The organism is Lactiplantibacillus mudanjiangensis, assembly GCF_005405385.1.
Classification (GTDB): Bacteria; Bacillota; Bacilli; order Lactobacillales; family Lactobacillaceae; genus Lactiplantibacillus; species Lactiplantibacillus mudanjiangensis.
Genome location: NZ_BJDY01000003.1, coordinates 471,170 through 491,336, shown reverse-complemented (window position 1 = coordinate 491,336; position 20,167 = coordinate 471,170). Strand labels below are relative to the sequence as shown.

Annotated in this window: 15 protein-coding genes; 6 read left to right on the top strand and 9 right to left on the bottom strand. The window is 43.2% G+C overall.

The window, feature by feature from the left end:
* The first annotated feature begins 219 nt into the window (after positions 1-219).
* Both FFM84_RS07015 and FFM84_RS16410 read left to right on the top strand, forming a co-directional pair.
* Positions 220-1,062, top strand: coding sequence for a helix-turn-helix domain-containing protein (locus tag FFM84_RS07015; protein WP_130844327.1), 843 nt, complete (start codon positions 220-222; stop codon positions 1,060-1,062).
* Between the two features lie 87 nt (positions 1,063-1,149).
* Positions 1,150-1,281, top strand: a complete 132-nt coding sequence (locus tag FFM84_RS16410) for a hypothetical protein (protein ID WP_263854355.1) — start codon at positions 1,150-1,152, stop codon at positions 1,279-1,281.
* 78 nt (positions 1,282-1,359) lie between these two features.
* Here the strand turns inward: FFM84_RS16410 and FFM84_RS07010 are convergent, their stop codons facing one another.
* Positions 1,360-5,412 (bottom strand): SpaA isopeptide-forming pilin-related protein, encoded by a 4,053-nt coding sequence (locus FFM84_RS07010; protein WP_165450283.1) that lies wholly within the window; start codon positions 5,410-5,412, stop codon positions 1,360-1,362.
* A gap of 239 nt (positions 5,413-5,651) precedes the next feature.
* Here FFM84_RS07010 and FFM84_RS07005 point away from each other — a divergent pair, with 239 nt between their 5' ends.
* Positions 5,652-5,858, top strand: coding sequence for a hypothetical protein (locus FFM84_RS07005; RefSeq protein ID WP_130844329.1), 207 nt, complete (start codon positions 5,652-5,654; stop codon positions 5,856-5,858).
* Between the two features lie 114 nt (positions 5,859-5,972).
* On the opposite strand, the gene FFM84_RS07000 is transcribed toward FFM84_RS07005, so the two are convergent.
* The 5 genes from FFM84_RS07000 to FFM84_RS06980 all read right to left on the bottom strand — a co-directional run bounded on the left by FFM84_RS07000 (position 5,973) and on the right by FFM84_RS06980 (position 10,776).
* Positions 5,973-7,196, bottom strand: coding sequence for an MFS transporter (locus FFM84_RS07000; protein WP_130844330.1), 1,224 nt, complete (start codon positions 7,194-7,196; stop codon positions 5,973-5,975).
* Between the two features lie 2 nt (positions 7,197-7,198).
* The gene (gene aroE, locus FFM84_RS06995; RefSeq protein ID WP_130844331.1) at positions 7,199-8,083 is read right to left on the bottom strand and encodes a shikimate dehydrogenase; all 885 of its coding nucleotides are present in this window, start codon (positions 8,081-8,083) and stop codon (positions 7,199-7,201) included.
* A 17-nt stretch (positions 8,084-8,100) separates the two neighbouring features.
* Positions 8,101-8,985, bottom strand: a complete 885-nt coding sequence (locus tag FFM84_RS06990; RefSeq protein WP_130844332.1) for a shikimate dehydrogenase — start codon at positions 8,983-8,985, stop codon at positions 8,101-8,103.
* A gap of 76 nt (positions 8,986-9,061) precedes the next feature.
* The gene (locus FFM84_RS06985) at positions 9,062-9,901 is read right to left on the bottom strand and encodes an SDR family NAD(P)-dependent oxidoreductase (protein WP_130844333.1); all 840 of its coding nucleotides are present in this window, start codon (positions 9,899-9,901) and stop codon (positions 9,062-9,064) included.
* A gap of 23 nt (positions 9,902-9,924) precedes the next feature.
* On the bottom strand, positions 9,925-10,776 hold the full coding sequence (locus FFM84_RS06980) for a sugar phosphate isomerase/epimerase family protein (RefSeq protein ID WP_130844334.1): 852 nt from the start codon (positions 10,774-10,776) through the stop codon (positions 9,925-9,927).
* Between the two features lie 214 nt (positions 10,777-10,990).
* On the opposite strand from FFM84_RS06980, the gene FFM84_RS06975 reads away from it, so the two are divergent.
* The 3 genes from FFM84_RS06975 to FFM84_RS06965 all read left to right on the top strand — a co-directional run bounded on the left by FFM84_RS06975 (position 10,991) and on the right by FFM84_RS06965 (position 15,400).
* Entirely contained in the window at positions 10,991-11,896 is a 906-nt protein-coding gene (locus FFM84_RS06975; RefSeq protein ID WP_130844335.1) for a LysR family transcriptional regulator, read from the top strand.
* Between the two features lie 1,092 nt (positions 11,897-12,988).
* Complete coding sequence (locus FFM84_RS06970) at positions 12,989-13,882, top strand: LysR family transcriptional regulator (protein ID WP_130844336.1); 894 nt, start codon at positions 12,989-12,991, stop codon at positions 13,880-13,882.
* A gap of 75 nt (positions 13,883-13,957) precedes the next feature.
* On the top strand, positions 13,958-15,400 hold the full coding sequence (locus FFM84_RS06965) for a hypothetical protein (RefSeq protein ID WP_130844337.1): 1,443 nt from the start codon (positions 13,958-13,960) through the stop codon (positions 15,398-15,400).
* A 335-nt stretch (positions 15,401-15,735) separates the two neighbouring features.
* On the opposite strand, the gene FFM84_RS06960 is transcribed toward FFM84_RS06965, so the two are convergent.
* From FFM84_RS06960 to licT, 3 genes are all read right to left on the bottom strand, one after another.
* Complete coding sequence (locus FFM84_RS06960) at positions 15,736-17,196, bottom strand: glycoside hydrolase family 1 protein (protein ID WP_130844338.1); 1,461 nt, start codon at positions 17,194-17,196, stop codon at positions 15,736-15,738.
* Positions 17,189-19,057, bottom strand: coding sequence for a beta-glucoside-specific PTS transporter subunit IIABC (locus tag FFM84_RS06955; protein ID WP_130844339.1), 1,869 nt, complete (start codon positions 19,055-19,057; stop codon positions 17,189-17,191). Before FFM84_RS06955 ends, FFM84_RS06960 begins: the two co-directional genes overlap by 8 nt.
* 102 nt (positions 19,058-19,159) lie before the next feature.
* Positions 19,160-20,005 (bottom strand): BglG family transcription antiterminator LicT, encoded by an 846-nt coding sequence (licT, locus tag FFM84_RS06950; RefSeq protein ID WP_130844340.1) that lies wholly within the window; start codon positions 20,003-20,005, stop codon positions 19,160-19,162.
* Between the last annotated feature and the right edge of the window lie 162 nt (positions 20,006-20,167).

Genomic DNA, 20,167 nt, shown 5'->3' with positions numbered 1-20,167 from the left:
TCTCCGAATAGTTATAGCCAAATCGTCTTTAAACCCACTCTATTTTTAGTGCCATTTTTATGGAAAATCAAGCACAATTATTCATATATTTTCAGAATATTAAGTATACTTTCCAGATATTGACAAAATTATATAAACATTGTTTAATTAGAAGTGGAAGTGCCGTCGAAGCTTGGCAGCATGGTCAGTGTAATTACCTTTCAAGGGAGGAAAACATAAATGAATATCGAATTATTCATTGCCCGCCGGAAGGCTCTCGGCCTCTCACAAAAAGCCCTTTCTGACGGCATCTGTACCCAAGCAACTTTAAGTAAATTTGAAAACAACGGGAAAGCGCCCGCGATTCGGATCGTAGCGCAACTCTGTCAACGACTTCATCTTCAATTAGAAGATGTCTTTCCAACAGAACGTGTCGCGGATGCGGCCGTTTTAAAAGAACTCGGCCAAATCGAATTCGACTTAATCACCAGTGAATTCGATGATGCGGAAACTCGCTTAAACCGCATCACCGACAAACCCCGGCACGATTTGGAAACCAAGCTTCAATACTGTTTTTTAAAAGGTTATGTCGCGGCGTTGAATCAACACCCCATCAGTGACGTTTTGTTTAATTTCGACCAAATCATCACGGATCTAGACGAGCAACATGCCACGATTTATACACAACTCGCTTACTGTGGCACCGGGATCGCTTATCAAAATAATCATGAACCGGACAAAGCAAAATACTACTTTGAAAAAGTCCGCCAAGCACTGCCCAGCTTATCATTAGAAACTACCGCGAGTGTTTGGCGTGTGGTTAATCTCGCCTACTACACTGGGAACTTTTACGCCGAAATTGGCGAAAATGCGATTAGCGAGCGTTTGCTTGCTTACGCGATCAAGATCTGTGCCGAATCACATGTGACCTTCTATGTGGCCAAAATCAAGTTCTTACAAGCGCGGCTCAGTACCGATGCACAGCAAGTTCAAGACTTATTAAATGATGCCACCGCCTTTGCTCGGATCAACAATAATCAACAATTGCTTAAGAAAATTACGAATTACTCAAATTCGCGCTAATCACTAGCTTATTGATTGCAATCTGCCTTCAAATCACCTAAACTGCAAGTATCAAGAAGATGTTAAGACGATTAGGAGGCGCTGGATATGATTTTAGCAGGTTTATTAGCTGCGGCTGGTTTAGCCGCTGTTGCAGGAGTGGTCGCTGGTAATCGCGTGCCCGCTGCCCAACCAGTACGTGTTCGGCATGATGACTCGTCGCGCCAGAATCGCCGGTAATCATTTAAACTGACAATAACCAAAAATAACACGTTCAGCACCCCATCATTGGGATGTCGAACGTGTTATTTTTTAAGCTTAAGCTTGTTGCTTACGCACATAACCATAGCCTAAACCAACTAATACTAAGCTGAGTAAGCCTAACCAGGTCCAAACTGAAGAAGCTTGTTCATCAGTTTGTGGCAAAGTTGACTTCGTAGCTGTGTTCGCTGATTCTGACTGACCAACACTTGGCTGTAAGGTCGCACCTTGACTAATTGTCGTAGTGGTTGTCTTAACAGTTGTGGTTGGTGTCGTTGGCTTGTTGGTCTTTGAAGTTGGAGTGTTTGGTGTAATCCCACCTTCATATTCCCCAAAAGTATCACCAGGCTTCGTTGGGACAACCTTAACTGGTGGTACAGTTGGCACACTTGGCGTTGTCGGGGTCGTTGGGACACTCGGCTTCGTTGGTGTGGTTGGCACGTTAGGTTTTTTCGGCGTATCAGGCGTGACCGGTGTAGTTGGTATTGCGGTATCTTCAATCGTCACCGTGCTCGTTTGATCAGCTAAGACCGTCACGTTTTGCGCCGTGGTATTTAAGGTATACCCAGTTGGTGCACTCGTTTCGATCACTTGGTAAGTCCCTAGTGCCAAATCACTAAAGGTAACTTGACCCTTAGCGTCCGTCGTGCCAGTCGTAACCGTTTCACCAGTAGCGTTCACCAACTTGAAGGTCGCACCCGCCAAAATGGCTTTCGTTTGACTGTCAACTTTAGTAACCGTAATGCTACCAGTTGGTGTGACTGGCGTTACCGGAACGTCATCGGCGGTATTGGTTAACGTGATCACACCATTACTCATGGTGTTACCCGTCAACGTATAACCCGCAACTGGCGTTTCAACAACCGTGTAGTTAATCGCCGTACCATCACTATCTTCAGTTGCCAAATCAGTGAATTGACCAGTATAGCCGTTAGCCGTGGTTAAGGTCAACGTCTTACCAGTACTTTCACCATTCGCAACCAACGTAACCGTAACATCAGGAGTCTTGGCATTAGCTGCCGTATTCGCCCAGTGTTTGTTCACGGTAATCGTGGTGGTTGGGGTAACTGGCGTGGTCGTTTTGACATCTTCAACCGTAATTGTCGCTGCCGTGGTACTCGTGGCATCAACCGTTACGGCTTGATCAGTTGCCAAACTGTAACCCGTTGGGGCCGTTGCTTCATGTAACGTGTAAGTGCCAGAAGTTAAACCAGTAAAGGTTGCGACACCTTGATCATCAGTCGTTGCAGTAGCAATAACCGTCGTCCCATTCTTTAATTCAAAAGTGGCACCGGCTAAAACTGCACCAGATTCGCTGTCAACTTTGGTAACCTTTAAGCTATTTGTTTGTAGCGTATTGGTAAATGTTGCCACACCGTCAACGATGTCACCACCGCTTGTGGTATAACCTGCAACTGGTGTTTCAACAACCGTGTAAGTAATTGAATGACCAGTCGTATCAGTTGTGGCCAAGTTGGTAAATTGACCGGTATAACCATCGGCTTTAGTTAAAGTCAAGGTTTGATCAGTTGCCTGACCACCAGCATATAATGTCACCGTCACATCGGGTGTCGTCGCATCACTTGCCACGCCAGCCCAAACTTTGTTGACCGTAATGTTGGTTGTCGCAATTTTGGTATCCATAATCGTCGTTGCAACTTGATAATTTGTCGAAACATTAGCCGCACCACCAATCGTGACCGTTTGTGACTTAGCTAATTGATAACCAGTTGGTGCTTGCGTTTCAACTAACGTATAAGTTCCTTGAGCAACCTTAGTGAACGTGGCCGTCCCATCAGTTCCCGTCGTTTGTGTATCGACAACAGTTCCATCAGCTTGACGTAGTTCAAAAGTGGCGCCCGCTAAACCGGCGTTTGCATCATCACTACCAACCTTCGTCAACGTAATCTGACCGTACTGATACGTATTGGTAATCGTCACGGTATCACCAGTCGTCGTTTGACTGCTGGTATAACCATCAGGAACCGTTTCTTGAACTGTGTACGTATAGTCCTTACCAAAGTTATCCGTAACCGCTAGATTACTGAAAGACCCTTGATAACTGTTCGTACTGTCCAAAGTCAACGTTTGATCAGTCTTGTCACCGTTACGATACAACGTCACTATCACAGCAGGTGTCGATGTACCAGTAGGCACATCCGTCCAAACTTTCGTCACATTTAATGACGTCCGTTCAACTGGCGTATCAGTAGTGGTTAATTGAACCGTTACTGGGGTATACGTCCCATCAGAATTAGCGGTTGGTGATGAGACGACAAAACTAATTGAATCAGTATTCAAGGCATAACCGTCAGGCGCCTGAGTTTCACGTAAGATGTAACTACCGGAAACTAACTTATTAATCGTAGCCTGACCCGTTTTACCAGTGGTTATACCACTTCGCAATAATCTTGAATTACTGTCTGCAGTATACAGACTATAAACAGCCCCAGCAACCGGAACACCGGTTTCAGAATCAGTTTTTGTTAAAATCGCCATGTTATCAATGGACGTTGCTGTTCCGTTACCACCAGATGCAAAACTACCGGTTGAATTTGCGGTGGTCGTCTTGATTTCACCAGTTCCTGGATCTTTCTCACCATCAGCTGGCTTATAAGCCATAGTAGCATTATTGGTATAAACATGATTGTCTTCTAATGCCACAGAATACTCAATATTAATCGCCGTAGTGATCGGATTAGTGAACGTAATTTTTAATTCATTACCGGTAGCCGTTAATGTGTAATCCACGCCAGCCGTTAGCCTCGTTGTATTTGTAATACCACCATTAACATACGTACCTGACTCAACCCACAAATCATTCTTGTAAGTTTGATAAAGCCCGATATTATCAGTAATCGAAACATTCGTCCACGTCTCAGCATTCGGATTAATGATAATTTGCCAATAGCCTGTGTGACCATCACTAGTCGAGCTATTATCAAGCCAACCAACCTTGTTCATGACAAAACTACTGTCACCACTAGATTTAGTCGTCCCACGAACATTAAACGATAATGTGCCTTGACGACTATCAGCTGGATTTTTGGCATAGTAATCATTAAATGTTAGTAGTGCCGTTGTCCCATCAGCCATAACTGTTGCTGTCCCGATCACTTGATTCGTATGCATATCTGTCACATCAAAAGTTGTCCCGGCAGTCGCCCCTGTAGTTAAAACATTACTTGGTAAGGTCACTGTGGCTGTATCACCGTCATTAATTACTTCACCATCTGGAATTGACCAGTAGTAACGGACAAAGTAGGTCGAGTAATAGTCCAAACTATCTGAACTTGTATAAATATTGGTACCATCTGAAATCGTTGCATCATCAGCACCTAAGCCATTAACAACCACCGTTGAACGACTTAAGGCCAGTTTCAAATTCTTAAATGACATCGTCCCATTACTTAATGATCCAAGACCATCTAAACTGGTAACCACGGCACTATACATCGTTATATTGGATTGTTGGTTTGATGTTTCAGCTTCACTTGACTTAGCCTGCACTTGACTAGCAGTCGCAGCTGCTTGCACATCACTTGCTGATTGATCAACGTCCACATCAGAATCAGCTACCGTCGTATCGGTTGCTTGAATTCCAGTGGTGCCTTGATTATTTGAAGTGTTGGCCTGGTTAGTGTTTGAACTGCTATCATTTGAACTAGTGTCCTGGTTAGTGGTCGAACTCGTATCAGTCGCATTAGACTTAGTGCCATCATTACTACTGTTACTTGTCGAATCACTACTTTGTGTTTCATCAACTGATGAACTAGTATGACTACTATTATTAGTTGAAGAAGACACATTATCTTGACTACTAGTTGATGAATCCGCGTTACTGCTACTATCTGTCGCCGAGCTTGTATTGGTACTTTGACCACTACCACTCGTTGAATCAGTATCAGTGGACGTTGATTCATCGGTTGTTGATCCACTTTGTAACGTCACTTGTTTGGCCGCCGTCACAGATTTCGCACTAGTTGTCGCGGTATCTGCATCGGTCGTCGCGGTTGTGGCGGTATTACTCGTCGTATCAGCTTTCGCCGTATTGGCTGCCAGTAACGTTAACAAAGTCGCCGTTCCAACTAAAAAATTTTTTAATCGCATCATTATTCCTCCTTTCTTTAAAATTTGTCGATTAGTTTAATAGATATATAAACTAACGATACACCTTATTATAATCCACATTATACGCAAACGACAACGATTATTGTAAATGATCATTAACGTAGTTAATATTTTTTTTGCATGCTGTCAAACAATTTGACTTGTAACCGTTATCGCCTTTATACTATGGGCAAAATTAGTTGTAAGTTTATCAGCATTACCAAGAGAGGAACTGAACATTGGATCAAAAATTCATCATGATGAATGGCCGCTTAATCTTCGCGTTAATTAGCATGATTGGGGCCGCATTAATCACGTTACAGGTTAGCCCCGCTGTCCTTTATCCAACTTTACGGACTTATTTCACTGGCATGGTTATTTTAGGCATCGGTCTCGATATCTTTGGCCGGATTAAGCTGGCTACAAGCAACTCAACTGATGATTAAATCAACCCATTAATCGCTGTAATCAAAAAATACCACCAACGTTTAAGGAAACTCCCAAAATGTCGGTGGTATTATTTTTATTTCGATAATAGTTAGGGTCAAACTTATTATTAATTAGGCTTTAGCCGCGACCGTCTTGGTCGTCGGTCGATCATGATGCTTTACAACTAATGCTAAGCCAATTCCGATTACTGTAATCACGATATTCAACAAGATAATAGTCCGTGGTGCACTACCGCCCATCGTCTTGGTCAAATAGGCCGCCAGTGATAAGACCGCATAGTTAGCCACACTGGAAGCAATCATGACTAATGAGGTCGCTAACCCTTTACTATCTGGCATAAAGGTCACTGTGGTTGAAACGGCCAGTTGTAAGACCCCACCGGCCGCTGCGTAACCTAGCACAAAGCTACCAACATACAGAATAAATGGACTCGTGATGACGTAGCAAAGTAACAACATGACGACTGAAATACTTGGATAGAGTACCAACACGGTTGTTTCTTTGAGTCCCATGCGAATGAATTGCGCGGTTAATAGCACCGCAATCATTGCCCCAACCGCATAAAATGATTGCAAAATACTTGGATCTTTAATGCCATAGCTCGTGCCCAATTCTTGGTTACAGTTCAACCAAATCATAAACGTGGCGGAACTCGTAAACCCGATGAGAATGGACGCTAAGGCAGCGCCAGAAAAATGATGCTGTCCCTTAACAGCTGCCGACTTGGCAACTTTGTTCGCTTTTGGAAAAGGTAAAATCAATACTAAAATAGCATCAATCACCATCAAAATCCCACAAGCAATGAAGATCACTTGATAAGACAAGTTAGCTGCCGCGACCCAACCAATCAAAAACGGTAAGATAAATTGCGCGACCGTTACTGAAAATTTTGTAAACAGATTGGCAATTGACGCCGCATTCGGAAAGATTTCCATGACAGTTGGTGACACACACGTATCCAAAAACGAATTGGCAATCCCATTCATAATCCCAATGGCATAGGCAAACCACATACTGTGTACCGAGATCATTCCAAAGAAAAATGCCGCATAGAGTGCAATCCCAATGAAGCCACTGAACCGGCGGCCCACTTTATCGGAGATTGGCCCAGCAAATGGATAAGCAATCAAGCGCCCTAAGCCATACGCCGCAATGACTGAAACCACCATACTCACATCGAGTGTCCCATTAGATAATGTCGTGGCACCCCAAGCTTTCGCAAATTCCGTTTTATATTGGCCCATAATTGACGAGGCAATTCCGAGAATAACATAAGCAAAATATAGCGATAACGCGGTTGGATAATATTTTTTATTTGAAGTCGTTGTGGCCATATTTACTTACCCCCAGTATCACTAAAGAAAAGTCGTTTGACATCATCGACCGGCATTTCTCGACCGGTATACAGCTTGAAGGCGGCAGCCCCTTGCCAAACGAGCATTCCTTTACCACCAATCGTGGTGCACCCTTGTGCTTTAGCATCGGCAAGTAGTTTAGTGACCGCTGGGCTATAAACCGTATCCGTCACCACTAAGTCAGGCCGCAAAACGCTCAAATCTTTGATATTACTTTGATCAGGATGGGGATTCATCCCTACTTTAGTCGCATTCGCTAAAATATCACTGGTTTTAATTGAGGCAGCCATGGCAGCCTGATCGTTCAAATCGCCAACTTCAACGTGACAAGCTGGGACTTTCGCCATGATCTTTTGGGCGGTTAATTCGGCATTTTCAAAGAAAGGATCTTTCGGATTAAAAATGCGAATAGCCGCGGCCCCTTCTAACGCCATTTGTACCGCAATGGCTGTGCCAGCACCACCAGCGCCCAAAATCGTCATCGTTTTACCGGTTGGGTCGACACCATGATGCCGCAAATTTTCAACATAACCAGCACCATCGGTATTATGACCGACTAAGACACCGTCATTGTTAACAATCGTGTTAACCGCACCAATTAATTCGGCCGCAGGAGATAATTCATCAACCAATTCAGCCGCCACCTTTTTACAAGGCATCGTAACATTCGCACCGCGCATATTTAACAGCCGCATCTTCGACAAGGCACTCGCCATTTCATCAGCTTGAATATCGAACGCTAAGTAGGCGTCATTGATTCCCGCTTGTTCGAAACTGTAGTTATACATCGCCGGCGAGCCCGAATGGCCGACTGGCGAACCAAATAACCCTAACATCGTTGTATGTCCATCAATTCGTGATTCCATAATCGTTCATCCTCTCTTTAGTGCTGCTTAACTGCCTGTTTGGCTTCATAAGCTTGATACTCGTCAGTCGGCATGTCTTTGCCCGTAAACAACGTATAAGCCGCGGCACCTTGCCACAACAACATCCCTTTACCCGGCGCGACGGTACAACCAGTGGCTTCGGCATCTTCAATCAGCTTCGTCTTCAATGGGTTATAAACCGTATCGGCCACGACTAAATCAGACTGCAACCAACTAGGATCAATCAATGATTGCCCATCCAATGGTTTCATTCCGACCACCGTTGCATTTACCAAAATATCAGCCGCAGCGATTTCGGCCTTTAATTTGGCTTGATCCGCTAAGGGATAAACGGTGACGTCTACATTTGGTGTCGCCGTTTTCAGTTTGGCTTGGGTTGCTTCGGCATTGGCGTAAAAATCATCGTCTTGATTAAAAATCGAGATCGATGCGGCACCATCTAATGCACATTGGACTTGCAACGCGGTGGCCGCACCACCCGCACCTAAAACCACGAGTTTCTTACCTTGAATAGTCACACCGGTTTCCTTTAAGTTCCGAACAAATCCAAGTCCATCGGTAATGTGCCCCGTTAATTTGCCGTCATCGTTGACGATCACATTAATCGCGCCAACAATCTTGGCGGCTGGTGACAAGTCATCGACTAATGTCGCCGCAACGGTCTTGCAAGGCATGGTGACATTACTGCCACGAACCTTGAATAACCGCAACATATCCATCGCTTCAGCCATTTGATCCTTTTTGACATCGAACGCTAAGTACGCGTAATCCAGTCCTTGTTGTTGAAAGCTAAAGTTATACATCGCTGGCGAGCCCGAATGACCTACCGGTGAGCCGAGTAAGGTAAATAAACCAGTCGTTCCTGAAATTCGTTTTTCCATGTTAAGACACTCCTTCATTTATGTAGAAAAGAGACCGAGACAGCTGTCCCAGTCTCCTTTCGACTCACGCAAATCGTTATTTTTTAGCAGGTTGATGATGATCGATGGCATATTGACGACGACCACCGGGCTTTGGAATCATGTCAGAAATCATCATGTTCAAGCCACCATCGACGGTGACTTCACCACCATTGGTGTAATCAGAACGGTCACTAGCTAACCATAAAACGGTGTTGGCGATATCATCTAAGTTCCCAATCCGCTTGCTAGCAACTAAGCGTTTCCGACCATCTTCAACTTTAGGATCACTATAGAAGTTTTCTGAAAGAGGTGTCTTCACTAAACATGGGAGAACACAGTTACTGCGAACGCCATATTGACCCCATTCAGCGGCCATTTGCTTCGACATCATGTTAACGCCGGCTTTAGTGGTACTATAGGCGCCACTGTAAGTTTCAGGATAGCGGGAGGCAACGGTTGAGATATGCACCATGTTCCCGTGCTTTTGTTGAATCATCACGCGGCCAAACCGTTGTGACATCAAGAAGTAACCGGTTAAGTTGACGTTAACGGCGGCTTGCCATTCATCTAAACGTAAGTCTTCCAATGGTGAGAAGCGTAAAATTGCAGCCGTGTTAACTAGCACATCGACTTGACCAAAGGTATCGACGACTTTTTTAACCGCCGCATCAACTTCGGCTTCATTTGTGGTGTTGCAAACAACGGCCACCGTTTTAATCCCGTATTGATCAGCTAACTTCTTAGCAGCTGCCTCGGTCTTATCTTCAATCATGTCGACTAAAGCCAAATTTGCACCTTGTTTAGCAAATTCTTCACAGAACTTTGTTCCCATGCCACCAACAGCACCGGTGACAACAACAACTTTACCGTTTAATCCTAACCAACTATCACTCATTTTTAGTTCCTCCTAATCAATAATTACGCATTTGCAGGTTCTTTTAAAATTTCAGGCCAAGCTTTTTGAATCGTGGCAACCGTTTGTTTGTAAGTATAATCAGCCACGTAGTCAATGCCCTTCGCCATGTAGCCATCAGAGATCACTTCAACCCCAATGACTTTAGGATCAACGCCCGCATCTTTGATCATCTTCACAAAGCCAGCAGTATCTAAATCACCAGCACCAGGGGCTAAACGATCATGCATTGATTCGTCACGCAAGATTGAGTCAGCATATGGCCGGGTGTAAGCATCGTCGATTTGAATAGAAATCACGCGTTTCGCTTGTTCTTTCGTCAATAAATCATAAGATTGGTTGGCGCGAACCCAGTGCCACATATCAAGTAACATGTAGACATTGTCGCAATTGGCTTTTTGCATGATCTTCCATGTTTTATCCAAATTTGGTAACCCACTATATGGCATTGGTTCCAAGGCAATAATGTATTGACCAGCCCGAGCCGCTAATTCTTGTAATTTTTCAGCGGTATAGTCAATTGAATAATCTTCCATTAACCCAGTATTGATATGTTTGACGCCAAATAAGTCACACATATGGAAACAAGTTTGTTCCTTATATTTTTGTTCATATGACCGTTCTGGTTCACACCATTGCACAATATATTCGACTTCAGTACACCGAATGTTGTATTTTGCTAAGATGTCCAAAATATCTTGATCCGTTAGGCCTTCATTTAGCGCATCAACGTAGGTTTCAGCTCGTAACCCGATCCCATCGTAGCCAGCTTCACTAGCAGCCTTGCAGCGATCTTCGAAACTGCATTTGTCACCTAAAGTCCAGGAACTAATGGTAATTGGATGTGTCTTCGTCATAATTGATTCCTCCAAATTGTGGATTTTCAACATGCATGCTCTTTAATTCACATAATTTATTTTACAAGTCTAATGTAAGCGCTTTTGAAATTGGCGTCCAATTGCTTTTAACCGCAGTGACCCATAGCTAAAAGTTATTAATTCTGGTATATTAGCTATAGTAAGCGCTAGCAGGGCTACTACAGCTAGCCTTAACAGGAGGTATCTGTGCATCATGAACCTAGATCATTTACGCTATTTTGTCGCCTTATCACGTACTGAAAACTACACTCAAACTGCAAAACTGTTACATATTACACAACCAAGTTTAACGAAAGCCATTCACTCGCTGGAAAACGAATTAAATCTGCCATTATTTAAGCGAATTGGTCGTAACGTTGAACTAACCCCCGCCGGAAAGCTCTTTGCTAACGGTGTGGAATCTTCATTAATTACCCTTGATAAAAGCATTGCTGACATTAAAAGCTTCAATCAACAAAAGGCCGTTATTCGCGTGGCGTCCCTACGCACATTAAGCATCAAATGGCTGCCAGACATGGCCCAACGTTTCTTACAAGCAACACAAAATTCGGCGATTCGGTTTCAATTCAACACCGATACCGGCTTATCACCTGACATTTTAAATGGGTTGCGTACGAAGCAATATGATGTCGCTTTTTGTTCCAAACTCGACAACTACAGCGACTTGGATTTCTTCCCAGTAGCTGAACAGACCATGGTCTGTATCACCCCAACCGACCACGCTTTGGCCAATCGTTCAAGCATTAACCTGACAGAGACCCTAGCCTATCCGCAAATTACATTCTCTGAACGCAGTGGCTTGCATCCGATCATGACTAAATTATTTAATGACTGTGGCGGCCAACCGATTAGTGCCTATTCGGTCGAAGAAGATCAAGCGATTGCTGGCCTCGTCGCCAATGGCTTTGGCATCGCGGTGGTCCCAAACATGTCCATCTTGCAGACGATGCCAGTTAAAATCATTCCTTTATCTTTCCCAAACTGGCAACGAATTCTTTACATGGCCGCACTAAAAACAGCGACACCACAACCGGCAGTTAATCAGTTTATTACCTTCGTCCGCACACAGAGCAAACAACTTTCAGTTAATAATATTTAACTAGCGATTGAGAGCTAATTATGGTGGTGAGAACCTACTAGCATTGTTTGCTAAACAGTCACCTCCGTCAGCCAGCGATTCTGCCGGCTGTGGGGACCGGCGCTATCGCTGGCTGACTCCGGTTATCATGCAGATACTAATTAATTAGTAGTCACTAATATAGCCGAGAATGAGTCCACCCGTGGGAGCTGGAACGATAGATGACAAGTAAGGCTACTTTTGATCAATGAATACTCGTCCTATCAATAATTATTGCTAAAAAAACAATTTTTAGTCTTTAGATAATTATTAATATTTGTTATATCAGATTTACAAACATCCTTTTAAATGCCGTTTTCCATGACAATCATGTGGTGCAGTATTATAATTACTTATAGTTTCACTAGAAGTAAGCAAACTGCGGGGCTTCATTCCAACACCCCTTTAAGTGATAGTTCATACTTATCGATTTTTTGGAAAATTCCTATTTATTAGGCTGTTTTTGGTAGCGCTATTAAAATCAGTTATAACTTTGACCCCTTAATCAATACGTAAGGCCAATTAATCTATCAGCTTAGACACTTAACAAAAACTGATTCGATTAGTTAGTTACGCAAAACACACTAAAAAAGCCGGCGTTATTTAGTTCATTAATAGGTTAACCCCCTTAACAACTGATCAATCTTAATCACTAAACCGACAAGTAATGATTATTATTGTGGGCAAAACAATTTATTTTTTTGCTTAGGTCAGACCAGTTAAAACAGCACCTTAATCAATAAGTGATTATCATAGTGATTTAACCGATTTGTTGCAAAATACTGTTTTAGACCAATTTCAATTATCACGCTATAAACTTTGGTTATGACTTAACGGGTTAAACTATTTGCTAATTTAAGGGGTAAAATGGGACACCTAGTGTCATAAATCCCGCACTTAGGGGCTTAATCGTGGTATGATTAATCTGTCAATTACTAATTTTATTAATCAACGACCGCAATCCAACAATCCCTTAACTGATAATGTTTTTTTATAACCGGCAGCTAAAAGTTCCTGGGAAGCGAACTCTAACGGTTAATGTTTAACAACAACTTTTATGGAGGCTGCATTTCAATGAATATTAAGGATTTGTACTACTTTCAACGCTTAATTAGTACACAAAGCTATACGCAAACGGCCGCCGATTTCCATGTCAGCCAACCAACCATCTCACAAGCCATCAAACGGTTGGAACGGCATTTTCAAACGACGCTTTTCTTTCGGCAAGCCAAAACTAAAGCTTTAGTCTTAACGCCAAGTGGACAACAACTCTTGTTAGCCGCTAACGATATCATTGCTAATTGGCAACATGTTAACGAATCAATCGGTCATTTGCGTCAACACACGCTTCGACTAGGTATTGAACCATCTGTGAGCGAACGCTATCTGCCCGCTTTAACTAAACCAATCGTCGAAAAAGACTTACTTAGCAGTATTCATACAGTTGAAATGGGCGCTAACCAGTTAGTCAAACAAGTTTTGAATGGCCAACTAGATATCGCCGTTAGCTGTAATCTTGATCAAACACTTGACGAGCGTCTAGCCGTGACCCCTCTGCGACCTTTCACCTTTAAGATTCTTTGCAGTCCCGATCACGAGCTGACTAAGTTGGACCATCCAACTTTCAAAGACGCGCTTCAACATCCGTTCGTTATTTTGAACGCTACTTACTTAAGCAAGCTCGTTTTCCATCAACTAGCCGAACAATTGTCAATTGAACCACAAGTGATGTTTGAATCGGATAACGGCACCCTAATTAACGGGTTAGTTCGTGAAAACTTAGCTTTAGGATTCATTTCTGATATTGGCGCTGAACCTGAAAAAGGATTAGTTGAAATTCCAATTACCGACGTGCAAGCACCAAGTGTGCACATTAATATGATTCGCCGGGCTCATCAATTCCCAATTGGCTTATTCAAAGATGTCATGGATATTGTCGAAGAGACCTTTAAAGATGATTCAATCTAAATAAAAACCTGTTCCTCCGCTGAAAATCGGCTACAATGGATATTGTAGTTTTCACTTTTCGCGGGGGTTTTATTTTTGAAACAAATTAAAGTTATCGGGCTACTCCTTGGATGTAGCCTATTATTAAACGTGGCCTTGTCACCATTGGCGGGACAAGCAGCCACGACCACTTATCATGTCAGCAAGCTAAAAGCCACTAAGCATCAGGACTATTACGTGCCTAGTCATGCATATCACCATGTTAGCTGGTATTTAGGCTTGCACGGAAAAAAGGCCACGTTAACCAAGGCGGCCGGCTTAACCAAAGCCACTCGAACGACTTATACGAGTGTCAAACAACTTAAGCTGAAACGTGGGAAAAAGACCACGACTTTGCTGGGGGTTCGAACGAGTTCTAAGGCAACCGTTGTCTGGATTAACAAATCCTATTTAAGAATCGGTAAGAACCCCAATCGAATTCGGGCCACACGCACAGCTAAAGGCCACTATCAACAACATGGCAATGCCTTGGATTGGTTTAATCCAAAACATTTTAAAACATTGCGCAATGCCGATTATTACGTCACCACTTATCCCTTTGCCCGTAGTAGCGATTATCAAGCTTCGGCTTACCAGAAAACAGCCACAACCATTAAAGCCGTCGCTGGGAATCATTTAGCCGACTTTAAGACCCTGGCTTACTTGCCCATTACGATGAAGACCAGTGGTGATTACAGTAATCCACAAAGTGTGGTGATGACACCACACGGTCAAGGCATGTACATTATGCAAACGACCCACAGTTATGCCACTACCGGACGAGTGGTCTATTACGATCTTGCCGCCTTAAAAGCTTACGGCATCACTCATGATCACATGGCTCGGTTACGGCGTGCCAGTCACGACAAAGCCGTTAATAAGCTGACCGCGACAGATCGGGCTATATTAAAACATGTCAAAATTGGCCCACAATTTAAGACCGGTCATGGGCAATCATTAGCGTATAATCCCCATAACCACCAGCTATGGTTTATTGGACATGGCGGCAAGCACGCCAACCTACAACAATTATCAAAAAAAGCCTTGAAGCCGATTAAAAAGATTAGCTTTAAATTGAATTCCAAAATCAGCATGGGGAGTGTTTTAACCTTTGATAATCATGGGACGGCCTACTTTTATAGTTCGGCACCCAAAGTTGGGTCGGCACCGAAAGGATCAGTTAAATTATTCGCTGGTAAGATTGGCAAAACCACGGTGCGGTTCCATCTCGTGATGCAAGGGTTACGGTATAGTCCGGGAACCATTGCTCAAGCAATGAGTTACAACCCGCAACGCAACCAACTTTATTTAGTCTCTAACGGCAGTATCACCTCATTACCAGTCAATCATCTCGGCCACCTCAAGAGCAGTGCCATCGAATCGACGATGTTTCAAACAACGCGTGAATTCGAAGGGCTGAGCTTTACAACCAATGGCGGCGCTTATCTTCTCGTTAATCGGGGGGCAGAAGTCTTGAAAGCAACGACTAATAACTTTTAGACATAAAAACGACGATCCTTTTTTAGAGGATCGCCGTTTTTTGACTAACTAAATTGTCTTTTAGCATCAGTCATTGATATGACAAGTATTCACCGATCAAAACTAGATCGCCTTGAACCGAAATGCGGTGGCCACACTCTTCTCGGCTATACTGGTAATCACTGATTAGCAAGATAACCGAAGCCAGCCAGTGATGGCGCCGGACTTTACGATGTGGACGACTTTTAAGACTAGCGATTTGAGCTAGACTTAAAAGCGAGGTGGACGCCCGCACCTTTGCTGAAGCCGGTCCCCACAGTCGGCAGAATCACTGGCTGGCGTAGGTAACCCAGCAATTAAGCTAAATCATCACCATTTGAGGCAATGACTTTTTGATACCAAGCAAACGAATCTTTCTTAATCCGCTTCAAACTGCCTTGACCAGCATCATCTTGATCGACATAAATGAAACCATAACGTTTTGACATTTCAGACGTGGAAAAACTAATTAAATCAATTGGTCCCCACATCGTGTAGCCCATCAATTCAACACCATCTGAAATCGCCTCACGCATCTGAATGATATGTTTACGTAAATAGTCAATCCGATAATCATCATGAACGTGGCCATCCGCCGCCAATTCATCAACTGCGCCGAGGCCATTTTCAACGATAAATAGTGGTTTCCGATAACGATCCCACATTTCGTTTAACGTGACGCGTAACCCAACGGGATCAATCTGCCAACCCCAATCGGAAGCCTCCAAATAAGGATTACGACCACCCGTTGCCATATTCCCATTGACCTGTTCACCTTCATCAGCCGCCGTCACTGTCGTCATATAATAACTAAAACTAATAAAATCGACTGGATACTTAGCTAAAATAGCCTGATCATCTGGTGCCATCTCAAGTTGAATGTCATTTTCTGCAAAATAACGATTCATGTATTCAGGATATTCACCACGAGCTTGCACATCTGTAAAGAACAAATTCTTTTGATCTTCTAATTGTGCGGCTTGCACATCGACGGGATTAGGCGTGGCTGGATAAGTTTGCATCCGAGCCAGCATCGAGCCAATCTTAGCGTTTGGATCAATCTCATGTAGTTGTTTAGTCGCAATCGCACTAGCGACAAATTGATGATGTAACGCCTGATAACGAATTTGTAATTGTTCAGTCTGACTCAAATCCTTATCAATCGCACCCGTTTCATGAAAACCCCAAGTGCCCGTATTAATTTCATTAAACGTTAACCAATAATGGACCTGGCCATGATAGCGTTTAAAGACTGTTTCGGTAAAGCGATTGAACGCCGCGATTGTCTGCCGACTGGCCCAGCCATTTTGTTCAACCGTCAAGTTAATCGGCATTTCATAATGTGATAAGGTCACCAACGGTTCAATATTGTACTTTTTTAACTCCGCCAACACGCGGTCATAAAAAGCTAAGCCAGCTTCATTAGGTTCAGTTTCCGTCCCCTTGGGAAAAATGCGAGCCCAGGCCATTGAGAAACGATAGACTTTAAAACCCATTTCCGCAAAGAGCTTAATATCTTCTTTGTAATGATGATAAAAATCAACCCCACGTCGCTTAGGGTACATGGCATCCGTAGTATCTGCCATCGCGATTTTAATTGATTCCGAAGTGACATCGCCCATCGACATATGCTTACGGTCAGTCGTTTTTTGAACAACTTCGGCTGTCGTCAAACCTTTACCGTCAATATTCCAAGCCCCTTCAACTTGGTTAGCGGCTGTAGCGCCACCCCATAAAAAGTTAGCTGGAAATTGCTTTGGATAAGTTGATTTATACATTTGCTGGCACTCCTTCATTAGTTGTGGATTGTGGTTCTAACGTTAAAATCATATTTTTATTGGCTTCAGTCGCCGTGGTTGGTTGCACTGCTTGATAGTCATTAGTATTCGTCACAATGACCATCACGGTAGTGTCATAACCCGCCGCTTTAATCTTAGCCACATCAAATGTCGTTAATAGATCACCGCACTTAACCGTCGCATTTTGTTCAACCATCGTTTCAAAATATTGACCGTCTAATTGCACCGTATTAATCCCGATATGAATCAGAATTTCAGCGCCATTTGTTGACGTAATACCAATCGCATGTCCCGTTGGGTAAACGGCGGTAACCGTTCCGTCAACTGGCGCATGAATTTCACCTTTGCTTGGGACGATTGCTAACCCTTGACCCATCGCTTCTGATGCAAACACTTCATCGTTAACATTTTTCAATGGGATAATGGTGCCTTCAACAGGTGCCATGATCGTATCGTCATCTAACTTAGAGGTACTCGTTTCATCTACTGATGGGTCCTCTTTAACCCCCAAAAAGTAGGTTAAGACAGCCGCCGCAATAAAGGCAACTAACAACCCAATGACTTCACCAATAAAGCCTTGACCAAGATACGTTGGCAATGCTAACAGACTTGGCAACGTAAAGGAACTGGCATGTACTTGGAAGAAGCCTGCAATACCGCCCCCGACCGCGCCGGCAGCAACAGCACAGTAAAATGGTCGTTTGAGTTTTAAAGTGACCCCATAAATAGTGGGTTCAGTAATCCCAAAGAACGCCGTAATCACCGATGAACCAGCTAAAGCTTTCATCTTAGTATCTTTACTCTTTAAAAAGACCCCAAGTGCCGCACCGGCTTGTGATAAAACAGCCGCACTCAAAATTGGCAACAATGGATCATAGCCCATCTTGGCAATGTTATTCATCATCAATGGCACAAACGTCCAGTGAACGCCGAAAATAACAAAGACTTGCCAGAAAGCTCCCATAATTAAACCAGCACCTAATGGCATAAAGTTATAAATCGCCATCATACCGTTGGCCAAGGCATTACTGATAACACCACCCACTGGTCCGACCACTAACAATGTTAATGGCGTCATCACGATTAAGGATAGAAGTGGTGAAAAAATATTACGCATCGATTCAGGGAACAACTTATCAAACCATGGTTCTAAGTATGACAATACCCAAATTGCCAGCAAGATCGGAATAACCGTTGACGTATAAGTCGTTGGCATCACTGGAATGCCGAAGAATCGTAACGTGGTCGAATTCGACATCACAGTGACTAACGTCGGATATAACAATGCTGCCCCCAATGAAACCCCTACGAATTGATTAACATGTAATTGTTTTGACGCTGTAAATGCCAAGAAAATCGGTAGGAAATAGAAGATCGCATCACCCGCTGAATACCAGATTTTGTAAGCCCCACTAGTCGTTGTCATCCAGTTCAGGGCGACAAACAAAGCCAGTAGCCCTTTCAAGATCCCGGCACCCGCCAATGCGCCTAAAAATGGGGTAAAGATGCCTGAAATAAAGGCAATAAAGCGATTAACAATATTTTGTTTAGGCCCATCTTCGTCTTTTTCTTCAGTGGCACTATCAGCATTCGCAATCCCAGCTAGATCAGCTAAAGCCGCATAAACTTTGGCAACCGAGTTACCAATCACGACTTGGTATTGACCGGCACTTTGAACCACCGTAATCACACCGTCCAGATTTTCAATACCTTCAGTATCCGCTTGATCAACCGCTTTCAAATTAAACCGTAACCGCGTGGCACAATGCCAAGCTTTCTGAATATTTTCCTTGCCGCCAATCTTGTCTAAGATTTGTTGAGCTAAGTCTTGATAATCCATAGTAGTTCCTCCTTAAAAATAAAAACCCAAGTCGCTACCACCCCCTAAAGTAGGTATTAGTGACTTGGGTTTTGCCTAATTAAATAGTTACAATCCCTAATATTAGGATGCTTCATTCAATATTCGCTGAATGTGCATCGTTAAATAAACTTGTTCGTTCAAAGAAACTGGTTGTTGGGCCGTTTTCTCGATAAATGCCACGATCTTTTGAACACAATCGAACGCACGTGGATATTTTTGTGAAACATGTTGATACAAAAATTCATCATCTTCGCCTTGTGACCGATCATCTTTTTTGAGCGTTAGTCGTTCAGCAAAGAACCGCAGATGAACTAGGAAGCGTTGTAAACTAAGACTGTCATCGGACATGGTCAATGATAATTGATACTTCACAATATTTAAAACATCGTTGATTAACTTAGTCATCGCCAAGGTTTGATCAGGATTAGAATCTGCCAGACTATTTTCCACAAACTTCATGGCAATAAACCCAGCTTCATCTTCCGGCAATTGCTCATCGAATTGATTTTTAATTAAGGTTAACGCTTGACGACCAACCTGATATTCTTGATGATAGATACGTTTAATTTCCCAAAGAATTTCATTTTTGATATCCATTTGATGTTGCTGTCGATAGACCGCAAAATGAATGTGATCCGTTAACGAAATTAATAAGTACCCATTAAACGTCGTTTGCAGTTGCTTTTCAGCCAAGACAATAATTTGCGAAGCCAGTTCAAAATACTCTGGCTCAATATCCGCCATCAAGGCCTGAAAGTTCGCAATCCAATTATCCTGAGTCGGTGCATACGTTTTGGTGACCAATTGCTCATCCACGGTATCGCCAGTCTTCTTCTGAAAGCCCAATCCCTTACCGATTAAAACGACTTCATGTCCGGCTTGTTCTGCTAGCAACACATTGTTGTTGAACACTTTCTTAATTCGCATGCCTCACGCCCCTCGACTCTTGGTCCAAAAATAAAAACCCAATAATTTTGCAACCAGTGATAGTTCTAGTATATCACGGTAAACAAAATTATCAGGTTTTGCCCACTACCTTGGCAGCGGTAACAATCCTAGTTAATGTTATACATTGTAACCGGTTCATAA

Excerpts from the sequence above, each read along its gene's own strand:
- FFM84_RS07015 (WP_130844327.1), top strand. The coding sequence starts at position 220 with ATGAATATCGAATTATTCATTGCCCGCCGGAAGGCTCTCGGCCTCTCA.
- FFM84_RS16410 (WP_263854355.1), top strand. The coding sequence starts at position 1,150 with ATGATTTTAGCAGGTTTATTAGCTGCGGCTGGTTTAGCCGCTGTTGCA.
- FFM84_RS07010 (WP_165450283.1), bottom strand. The coding sequence starts at position 5,412 with ATGCGATTAAAAAATTTTTTAGTTGGAACGGCGACTTTGTTAACGTTA.
- FFM84_RS07000 (WP_130844330.1), bottom strand. The coding sequence starts at position 7,196 with ATGGCCACAACGACTTCAAATAAAAAATATTATCCAACCGCGTTATCG.
- aroE (WP_130844331.1), bottom strand. The coding sequence starts at position 8,083 with ATGGAATCACGAATTGATGGACATACAACGATGTTAGGGTTATTTGGT.
- FFM84_RS06990 (WP_130844332.1), bottom strand. The coding sequence starts at position 8,985 with ATGGAAAAACGAATTTCAGGAACGACTGGTTTATTTACCTTACTCGGC.
- FFM84_RS06985 (WP_130844333.1), bottom strand. The coding sequence starts at position 9,901 with ATGAGTGATAGTTGGTTAGGATTAAACGGTAAAGTTGTTGTTGTCACC.
- FFM84_RS06980 (WP_130844334.1), bottom strand. The coding sequence starts at position 10,776 with ATGACGAAGACACATCCAATTACCATTAGTTCCTGGACTTTAGGTGAC.
- FFM84_RS06975 (WP_130844335.1), top strand. The coding sequence starts at position 10,991 with ATGAACCTAGATCATTTACGCTATTTTGTCGCCTTATCACGTACTGAA.
- FFM84_RS06970 (WP_130844336.1), top strand. The coding sequence starts at position 12,989 with ATGAATATTAAGGATTTGTACTACTTTCAACGCTTAATTAGTACACAA.
- FFM84_RS06960 (WP_130844338.1), bottom strand. The coding sequence starts at position 17,196 with ATGTATAAATCAACTTATCCAAAGCAATTTCCAGCTAACTTTTTATGG.
- FFM84_RS06955 (WP_130844339.1), bottom strand. The coding sequence starts at position 19,057 with ATGGATTATCAAGACTTAGCTCAACAAATCTTAGACAAGATTGGCGGC.
- licT (WP_130844340.1), bottom strand. The coding sequence starts at position 20,005 with ATGCGAATTAAGAAAGTGTTCAACAACAATGTGTTGCTAGCAGAACAA.